The sequence below is a fragment of the Pseudomonas sp. BLCC-B112 genome (genome assembly GCF_028550695.1).
GTDB lineage: Bacteria > Pseudomonadota > Gammaproteobacteria > Pseudomonadales > Pseudomonadaceae > Aquipseudomonas > Aquipseudomonas danubii.
On sequence record NZ_JAQQGK010000022.1, the window covers coordinates 24,450 to 32,556 of the forward strand.

General features: G+C 67.0%; 9 protein-coding genes. 6 read left to right on the forward strand and 3 right to left on the reverse strand.

Annotated features, from left to right (window positions below; genetic code table 11):
- Nucleotides 1-109: 109 nt before the first annotated feature.
- Together PQT43_RS31015 and PQT43_RS31020 are read right to left on the reverse strand one after the other, a co-directional pair.
- On the reverse strand, nt 110-718 hold the full coding sequence (locus PQT43_RS31015) for a PulJ/GspJ family protein (protein ID WP_110653686.1): 609 nt from the start codon (nt 716-718) through the stop codon (nt 110-112).
- Nucleotides 715-1,179 (reverse strand): prepilin-type N-terminal cleavage/methylation domain-containing protein, encoded by a 465-nt coding sequence (locus tag PQT43_RS31020; protein WP_272755581.1) that lies wholly within the window; start codon nt 1,177-1,179, stop codon nt 715-717. Before PQT43_RS31020 ends, PQT43_RS31015 begins: the two co-directional genes overlap by 4 nt.
- Before the next feature lie 127 nt (nt 1,180-1,306).
- Between PQT43_RS31020 and PQT43_RS31025 the strand changes: the two genes are divergently transcribed.
- Nucleotides 1,307-1,735 carry a type II secretion system protein N gene (locus PQT43_RS31025; protein WP_240322011.1) on the forward strand — a complete coding sequence of 143 codons (429 nt, stop codon included), beginning with the start codon at nt 1,307-1,309 and terminating at the stop codon, nt 1,733-1,735.
- 3 nt (nt 1,736-1,738) lie between these two features.
- On the opposite strand, the gene gspI is transcribed toward PQT43_RS31025, so the two are convergent.
- Nucleotides 1,739-2,125, reverse strand: a complete 387-nt coding sequence (gspI, locus tag PQT43_RS31030; RefSeq protein WP_110597244.1) for a type II secretion system minor pseudopilin GspI — start codon at nt 2,123-2,125, stop codon at nt 1,739-1,741.
- Nucleotides 2,126-2,273: 148 nt separating this feature from the next.
- On the opposite strand from gspI, the gene gspG reads away from it, so the two are divergent.
- Genes gspG through gspD form a run of 5 tightly spaced genes read left to right on the forward strand, consistent with a single transcriptional unit; the run spans nt 2,274 to nt 7,845 of the window.
- Nucleotides 2,274-2,720: a type II secretion system major pseudopilin GspG gene (gene gspG / locus PQT43_RS31035; protein ID WP_102879110.1), complete on the forward strand. Its 447-nt coding sequence runs from the start codon at nt 2,274-2,276 to the stop codon at nt 2,718-2,720.
- Nucleotides 2,721-2,728: 8 nt separating this feature from the next.
- Nucleotides 2,729-3,712 (forward strand): type II secretion system minor pseudopilin GspK, encoded by a 984-nt coding sequence (gene gspK / locus PQT43_RS31040; RefSeq protein ID WP_170004487.1) that lies wholly within the window; start codon nt 2,729-2,731, stop codon nt 3,710-3,712.
- The gene (gspL, locus tag PQT43_RS31045) at nt 3,709-4,893 is read left to right on the forward strand and encodes a type II secretion system protein GspL (protein ID WP_267268337.1); all 1,185 of its coding nucleotides are present in this window, start codon (nt 3,709-3,711) and stop codon (nt 4,891-4,893) included. Before gspK ends, gspL begins: the two co-directional genes overlap by 4 nt.
- Nucleotides 4,886-5,458: a type II secretion system protein GspM gene (gene gspM, locus PQT43_RS31050; RefSeq protein ID WP_272755584.1), complete on the forward strand. Its 573-nt coding sequence runs from the start codon at nt 4,886-4,888 to the stop codon at nt 5,456-5,458. Before gspL ends, gspM begins: the two co-directional genes overlap by 8 nt.
- Nucleotides 5,455-7,845 (forward strand): type II secretion system secretin GspD, encoded by a 2,391-nt coding sequence (gene gspD, locus PQT43_RS31055; RefSeq protein ID WP_272755585.1) that lies wholly within the window; start codon nt 5,455-5,457, stop codon nt 7,843-7,845. The genes gspM and gspD overlap by 4 nt, the downstream gene beginning before the upstream one ends.
- Nucleotides 7,846-8,107: the final 262 nt, after the last annotated feature.

Below are 8,107 nucleotides of genomic sequence, written 5' to 3' on the forward strand. Positions count from 1 at the left end.
GCCCTTGGCGAGGCTGCGAAAAGGCCCGCAGGGCCTTGCTTGGCGATCTTGCGTCGAACCCTCAGCGTTTCGAACTCGCAGCGTCACCGACGCAGCCGTTCGCAGCGTGTTAGAGCAAGGGCCCCAACACTTGGCGATAGCGCTCTTCGCCCTGGGGCGTTTGCCGCACCAGGCGGATCTCCAGGCCCGGGGGATTGTCCTGGCGATTGCCACTGAGTTGACGCCAGCCTTTGTCAGGGTTCCAGACCCGTACCTGCAAGTCGCTGACCCGGCCGAGCACGGCCACTCCGTTCTTGGGCGCCGGCAAGGGGTAGCGGTCCCGAACCTCGGCCTCGGCGCGGTACAAGGTGTCGCCCTTGAGCCACCAGCGCACGCGTTGCAAGCCAACCCCCGGGGCGGGGGCGCTGCGGATCACTTCCAGGCGAAAGCCCTTGCTGTCGGAACTGCGCACGCTCAGCGGGGCGGGGCTGTCGGGTTCGGCCTCGTCGGTCTCTCCCAGGCTCGGTTCGCGCAACTGGGAAGCGGCCCGCAAGGCCACGTCGCGCTCCAGCTGATTGAGGCTGCGCAGCAGTTCCTCGGTCTGTTCGGTACTGGCCCGCAGATGGCTGTCGGCCCGGGTGACGCTGTCCAGGCCGCGCCAGGCAATCAGGCTGACCAGCGCCATGAGCATGATCGCCACCATCACCTCGATCAGGGTAAAGCCGCGTTGTGTCGTCATGGCTGGCTCACCACCCGCAACTGGCCGCTGGCGCTGCGTTCTACCCGCAAGCTGTTCTGGCCGTCGGACAGCACCACCTGCAGCGGCGGGTTGATCCATTCGGCGTTCAGTACCAGGCGCTGCCTGGGCTCGATATGCACCTGCAGCGCCGGGCTTAGCCACTGCCGTGGCCGCAGTTGCCGGTCGTGGCGAAAGTCGTCGATGCCGCTGCCCTCGTCCTCGCGGCGGCTGAAGCTATAGCCCTTGGCCGTGGCCCGCCAGGTGATCGGCCGGCCGTCGGCCCGGACTTCGGCCTGGGCCACTTGCAGCAACTGGGCCAGGCCCTCGGCGTCCTTGCGCAGGGTCTGCAGCGGATCGGGGCGGATGCTCAAGCCCACGGCGGCGCTGGCGATGCCGATGATCACCAGCACCACCATCAGTTCGATCAGGGTGAAGCCCTGTTGCTTGTCTGTGTGTCGCACCTGGTGCTCCTTGGCGACGGGACGGGCGCGCCCGACGCAGATGATCGTGCAGTGAAATAAAACCGTGAGAATTGAGCTGTAGGCTGTGGCAACGGACAAACAGGAGGTCCCGCCGATGCTACGTGCCATGTCATTTCCGTCGCGCCTTGACGCCCCCCGGTTGCTGCAATACGCGGCGTTGCTGGCGGCCCTGGCCGGTGTTGCCACCTGGTCGTCGCTGCTGCTGACCCCGGCGCAATCCCAACCCCCGGCAGTGGCGCCCCAGGTGCTCGCCGCGCGCTCCGACAACCCGGCCTTGCAGTGGTTTGCCAACCAGCCGGTGCAGGTGGATATCAAGGTGTCCGGGGTCATGGCCGGCGCCCGTGGCGCGGTGGCGATCCTGAGCCTGAACGACGGTCCGCCGCGCAGCTTCCTGGCCGGCGAGCAACTGACCCAGGGGGTGCGCCTGGCCGCCGTCGAGGCCGACGGCGTGCTGATCGAGCGCGGCGGCGAACAGTCGCGGATCAAGGTCAGCAAGCTGCCGGACTCGCCGCTGCTGCCACGGCTGACACGCTGACCCTCACTGGCGCGGCACCTGGGGCCGGCTGACCAGGGTTTCCAGGCGGGCCAGGGGCGGCGCCTCGCGGCTGCGCTCGCGCACCTGGACACTGACCCGCAGCAGCCCGGGCGCGGTCGCGGCGCCAATCGCCTGTTCGCAGCGCAGCTGCAGGCGCCCCTGGTCGCAATCGACGCTCTTCAATCCGCTGGGCAAACGGCCTTCCAGGCGCAACTCGGCGAGCCGGCTCTGCGCCGCCAGCAAGGCCAGGGACTTGTCCCGCAGCAGGCCGTTGCTCTGGGTCATCAGCCCGGCCACGCGCACTGCCGCGGCCATCGCCACGGCAATGATGGCCAGGGCCACCAGCACCTCGATCAGGGTAAATCCAGCTTGTTTGGACACGGCTCGCATGGGCCCCTCGCGACTGGGAAACAGCCTCGCAGACTAGCCTGCGGGCTTGACCGAATGGCGACTGAAACTCCCGAGGTTTTTCAATACCACTGACATATCTTCTTGCAACACTGCGCGACGAATCGAACTCAAGCCAAGGAATGTCGAGATGGATATCGCGCCTGTCACCTCAACCGCTGCACCCCGAAGCCAGCGTGGCTTCACCCTGATCGAGATCATGGTGGTGGTGGTCATCCTCGGGATTCTGGCCGCGATGGTGGTGCCCAAGGTCCTGGACCGTCCGGACCAGGCCCGGGCCACGGCGGCCAAGCAGGACATCGCCGGCCTGATGCAAGCCTTGAAGCTGTATCGCCTCGACCACGGCAGCTACCCGAACATGAACCAGGGCCTCAAGGTGCTGGTGGAGCGTCCGGCCAATGCCAAGGACAGCAACTGGCGCTCCTACCTGGAGCGGCTGCCCAACGATCCCTGGGGCCGTCCGTATCACTACCTCAACCCGGGGGCCAATGGTGAGGTGGATGTATTCTCCCTCGGTGCCGACGGCCAGCCCGATGGCGACGGCGTGAATGCCGATATCGGCTCCTGGCAGCTGTAAGGCCGGCCATGAACAGCCATTCGCCCCATGCGGCGAAGCAGCGTGGCATGGCTATCATCAGCGCCTTGCTGATCGCCGCGGTGGTGGCGGTGCTGGCCGCCGCCATGCTCTCCCGGCAAAGCACCTTGACCCGCAGCGTGGAAGCCGAGCAGGCGCGGGTGGTGGGGATCGGGGTGTTGCAGGGCGGCCTGGAATACAGCCGGCAATTGCTCTGGGACGCCCGTCAGCGCGACGTCCTGACCCGACTCGACCAGGCCTGGGCACGGCCCATCGGCGATCAGGCCCTGGGCGGCTTCAACGCGGGGTTCCAGGGCCGCCTGCAAGATCTGCAAGGCAAGTTCAACCTGCGCAATCTGGTGTTCAACCAGCAAGTGGACCCGGTGCAGTTGCAGGCCTTCGAACAACTGTGTCAGCTGATCGGCATCGACAGCGCCCTGAGCCGACGCATCAGCCAGCGGGTGATCGCTTCCTATCCCCAGCGCTTGGGCAGCACAGCGCACGCCGCCAGCCAACCGGGCAGCTTCAACAGCGGTCGCCTGACGTCTCCGGGCGCGGCGACCCAGACCTTGCCGCCCCGTCAGCCGATGCTGCGCAGCCTGGACGACCTGCGGGGTATCCAGGGTCTGGACGAGGCCCGGTTGGCCCGTCTTGAACCCTACGTCAGCATCCTGCCGGGCAACACCTGGATCAACGGCAATACCGCCAGCGCCGAGGTACTGACGGCGGCGGTGCCGGGGCTGCCACTGTCCCGGGCCAAGGCCCTGGTGGCGGAACGTGATGCCGGGCACTGGTTCATCAACCGTGGCGACTTCCTCAACCGTCTACGCATGCCCCATCTTGCGGTAGAGCAGATCAAGGTCGGCATCACCAGCGAATGGTTCTTGCTCCAGGGCCGGGCTCGCCGCGATCAGCGCCGGGTCAGCCTGGAGGCCCTGTTGCACCGTCCCGAGGACCGCATGCCCCAGGTGATCTGGTCGCGGGTGGGGGCATGAGTCGCTTGCGCATCGCCTTGCCGCCCCTGGCCGAGTTGATTGCGGCTGAAGCGCCATTGGCCTGCCCGGTGGACTTCGCCCGGCTCGATCGCAGTGGCCGGGTGGGGGAGATCGGCTGCTGTCCCCTGGGGCAACTGGCCCAGGGCGGCAAGCCGGTGCCGGTGGAGTGCTTCCTGCATCCGTTGGACAGCCTGCTGACCCATATCGAATTGCCTCAGTTGCCGGTGGCGCGGATCAAGGCCGCGGTGGACTGCGCCGCCCAGGCGCTGATCCTCGGCCCCAGTGAGCAGATGCACGTGGCCCATGGCGCCCGGGATGCCCAGGGGCAGGTGACCCTGAGCTGGTTGCCCAAGACCGCACTGCAAGCCCTGGGGCGTCTGTTGGCACAGGCCGGCCTGAAGCTTCAGGGGCTGTACCCGGCGCCTTATGCCTTGCCGGTGCCGCCGCCGGGGCAAGCCAACCTGTGCCTGCTCGATGGCCAGCTGCTGCTGCGCCAGAGCAGCGGGCAGGGCAGCGTGCAGCCGCTGGTGGAAGAAACCCTGGAGCAGTTGCGGGCTTCGGGCTGCGAGGTGGGCTGGATCGGCGATGCCGCGCCGGCGGTCTGCCAACTGCTGCCGGGCGAGCAACGCTGGAGCGGCCCGCTGCCGGGATGGGGCTTGCACGCCGGCGCGGTGGCGGGGGGCGTGAAGGTCCAAGGCTGGGGCCGGGCCCTGGGGTGCTGCGCCCTGGCCGTGCTGGTCTGGGTCGTGGGGCTGAACCTGTATGCCGCCCGCGAGGCCGAGCAGGGCCAGCGGCTCAAGGCGCAGATGAGTCAGCGGGTCAAGCAGGTGTTCCCTCAATTGCCGGTGGTGCTCAATCCCCTGCAACAGGCCCGTCAGCAACTGGCGGCGCAGCAGAGCGGGGCGGCTGACCCGACCCAGGTGTTCAGCCGTCTGTTGCAGCAGGCCGGCAGTGCCATGCCCTTTATGGTGGGCAGCGTGCAGAGCCTGAGTTTCGCCGAGGACCGCTTGCAGCTGGAGCTGCTGCCGGACACCCCGAAGAGCGCCGACAGCGCCTGGCAGGGCGCCTTGACCCAGGCCGGCTACAGCGTCCGGGCCGAGGGCAATGGCTGGAGCCTGAGCCCGGCCGCAGACGAGCCGGCCAACGTCGCCGACAATTCCCCGGGAGCTGAAGATGAATAAGGCCAGGCTGGCGCAGTATCAGGCGCGCTGGTCGCGCCTGCGGACCCAGGTCCATATCCAGGTCCAGGGCCATTGGAACACTCTGGCGCTGCGGGAAAAACGCCTGCTGAGCGCCACCGCCCTGGGCGTGCTGGGGCTGTTGCTGTGGTGGCTGCTGATCCAGCCGCCGCTGAAGACGATCGATTACTGGCAAGCCGAGACGCCGAAGTTGCGCGCCCAGGCCGAGGCCCTGGAAGTGCTGTTGCACGAGGCGGCGGGCCCTGACAGCCGGGGCGCGAGCCTTGAGCAATCCTTGCGCCAGACCCTGGACGGCGCCGGGCTCAAGGACCACTACCAGTTGCAACAGCCTGATGAAGCCGGCCCCGAGAGCTGGCGGTTGACCTTTGAGCATGCCCCGGCGGATGCCGTGGTCGGCTGGCTGCTGGGGGCTCCCCGGCAGCTTTCACTGCAGGTGGTGGAGGCCCGTCTGCAACGCGCAGCCGCGGCCGCCGCCCAAGACTCGGCAGGCACACTGTCCGGGACCGTTCGCATGGATCAGGCGCAGGGCGCTAAGGAAGCTTCATGAAGTGGTCAGGTTGCAATTACGTGCGCCAGTGTCGCAAGGCCGCACCTTTTCTGCTGCTGGCGTTGGGGGCCTGCAGCAACACCCCGTCCACCACGCCGCCGCCCTTGCTGGTGGACAGCGAACTGGGCCAGCCCCTGGCCAATACCCAGCGCAGCGGCGATGCCCTGCTGGATCGCCAGCGCTTGCAGGCGCAACAGGCTCAACGGCCGAAAGTGCTGCATCCGGTGACCAACAGCAGTCGCGGCCACAGCAGCCCGCGCAGCACCAGTGTGCCGCGCAAGCCCCTGGGGGATCAGCCGGTGCAACTGAACTTCGTCGACGCCGATATCCAGGCGGTGGTGCGGGCCTTGTCCCGCTCCACCGGCCAGCAGTTCCTGGTGGACCCACGGGTCAAGGGCAGCCTGACCCTGGTCAGCGAAGGCCAGGTGCCGGCCCACCAGGCCTACGACATGCTGCTGGCGGCGCTGCGCATGCAGGGCTTTTCCGTGGTGGACGTGGGCGGGGTGGCCCAGGTGGTGCCCGAGGCCGATGCCAAGCTGCTGGGCGGACCGATCTACAGCGCCGACAAGCCAGCGGGCAACGGCATGCTGACCCGCACCTTTCGCCTGCAATACGAAAATGCGGTGAACCTGATCCCGGTGCTGCGGCCTATCGTTTCGCCGAACAACCCGATCAACGCCTACCCGGGCAACAACAGCATCGTGGTCACCGACTATGCCGAGAACCTGCAGCGAGTCGCGCAGATCATCGACGGCATCGACACCCCCAGCGCCATCGACACCGATGTGGTAGCGGTACAGAACGGCATCGCCGTGGACATCGCCACCATGGTGGCCGAACTGCTGGAAACCCAGGGCGCCGACCAGACCCAGAAAATCAGCGTGATTGGCGACCCGCGCTCCAACTCCATCATCATCCGTGCCGGCAGCCCGGAGCGCACCGAGCTGGCGCGCAACCTGATCTACAAGCTCGACAACGCCCAGAGCAACCCGAGCAACCTGCACGTGGTCTACCTGCGCAACGCCCAGGCCGGCAAGTTGGCCCAGGCCCTGCGCGGGCTGCTGACCGGCGAAAGCGACAGCGGCGGCAACGACGGCGCCCGGGCCATGCTCAGCGGCATGGGCGGCAACAGCCAGAGCGGCCAGAGCCCGACCCAGAACAGCAGCGGCACGCCCACCGGCAGCGGCAACGTCAGCAACAGTGGCAGCAGTGCCTACGGCCAGGGCAGCAACTCCGGCAGCGGTTTGAGCGGCACTGGCCAGTCAGCGGATCAGAACACCGCCTTCAGCGCCGGCGGGGTCACCATCCAGGCCGACGCCACCACCAACACCTTGCTGATTTCCGCCCCGGACCCGCTGTACCGCAACCTGCGGGAAGTCATCGACCAGCTCGACCAGCGTCGCGCCCAAGTGGTGATCGAAAGCCTGATCGTCGAAGTGGGCGAGGACGACGCCAGCGAATTCGGCGTGCAGTGGCAGGCCGGCAACCTGGGTGGGCGTGGCGGTTTTGGCGGCGTCAACCTGGGCGGCAGCGGGCTGGTGGGGACACCGGCCAGCAAGACCAGCATCGACGTCTTGCCCAAGGGCCTGAACATCGGCGTGGTCAACGGCACCGTGGACATCCCGGGGATCGGCAAGGTGCTGGACCTCAAGGTCCTGGCCCGGGCGTTGAAGAGCAAGGGCGGGACCAACGTGTTGTCGACGCCGAATCTTTTGACCCTGGACAACGAGGCGGCGAGCATTTTTGTTGGCCAGACCATTCCCTTTGTCACCGGCAGCTATGTCACCGGAGGCGGCGGCACCAGCAACAACCCGTTCCAGACCGTGCAGCGTGAAGAAGTGGGCCTGAAGCTCAATGTGCGGCCGCAGATTTCCGAGGGTGGCACGGTCAAGCTGGACATCTACCAGGAAGTCAGCAGCGTCGACCCTCGCGCCTCGGTGGATGCCGGGACCGTGACCAACAAACGTGCGATCGATACCAGCATCCTCTTGGATGACGGGCAGATCATGGTGCTGGGGGGGTTGCTGCAGGACGGTTATAGCCAGAGCAATGACGCGGTGCCGTGGCTGTCGAGTATTCCCGGGCTTGGGGCATTGTTTCGCAATGAGAAGCGCAGCATTACCAAGACCAACCTGATGGTGTTCTTGCGGCCCTACATCATTCGTGACAGTGGCGCGGGGCGCAGCATTACTCTCAATCGTTACGACTTCATGCGCCGGGCGCAGGGGGAGTTGCAGCCGGAGCGCAGTTGGGCGATGCCGGATATGCAGGCGCCGCAGTTGCCTTCGGCGGCGAAGGCGATTCCGGGGGCGGTGCCGGTGTCGTTGCAGACGCCTGGGGTTGGGCAGGGGCCGCGGGCGACGATCAGGGCGGTGCCGGTGCAATGAATGGGGAGTTGATTCGTTTTGGCGGGGAGTGGGGAATATCCGCTGCTGTCGTAGCTGGCAGTTTCGCCTCTGTGGCGAGGGGGATGGGGTTCCTATCTGCTGCTGCGGGTTTGGCGGCTGGCGGGGTCGTCGTTTGGGCGAGGTTGACGGGGTACATATCCGTTGCTGCGGTCACGGCTGCTTATGGTTTCGCCCTTACGGCGAGTCCCTTTTTACAAACGCCTAAAAAGGAACCAAAAACGCTTGCCCCTCCATGGGCCCC

Bases quoted from the DNA above. Each gene is read 5' to 3' on its own strand.
- PQT43_RS31015 (WP_110653686.1), bottom strand. From the start codon at position 718: ATGACGACACAACGCGGCTTTACCCTGATCGAGGTGATGGTGGCGATC.
- PQT43_RS31025 (WP_240322011.1), top strand. From the start codon at position 1,307: ATGTCATTTCCGTCGCGCCTTGACGCCCCCCGGTTGCTGCAATACGCG.
- gspI (WP_110597244.1), bottom strand. From the start codon at position 2,125: ATGCGAGCCGTGTCCAAACAAGCTGGATTTACCCTGATCGAGGTGCTG.
- gspG (WP_102879110.1), top strand. From the start codon at position 2,274: ATGGATATCGCGCCTGTCACCTCAACCGCTGCACCCCGAAGCCAGCGT.
- gspK (WP_170004487.1), top strand. From the start codon at position 2,729: ATGAACAGCCATTCGCCCCATGCGGCGAAGCAGCGTGGCATGGCTATC.
- gspL (WP_267268337.1), top strand. From the start codon at position 3,709: ATGAGTCGCTTGCGCATCGCCTTGCCGCCCCTGGCCGAGTTGATTGCG.
- gspM (WP_272755584.1), top strand. From the start codon at position 4,886: ATGAATAAGGCCAGGCTGGCGCAGTATCAGGCGCGCTGGTCGCGCCTG.
- gspD (WP_272755585.1), top strand. From the start codon at position 5,455: ATGAAGTGGTCAGGTTGCAATTACGTGCGCCAGTGTCGCAAGGCCGCA.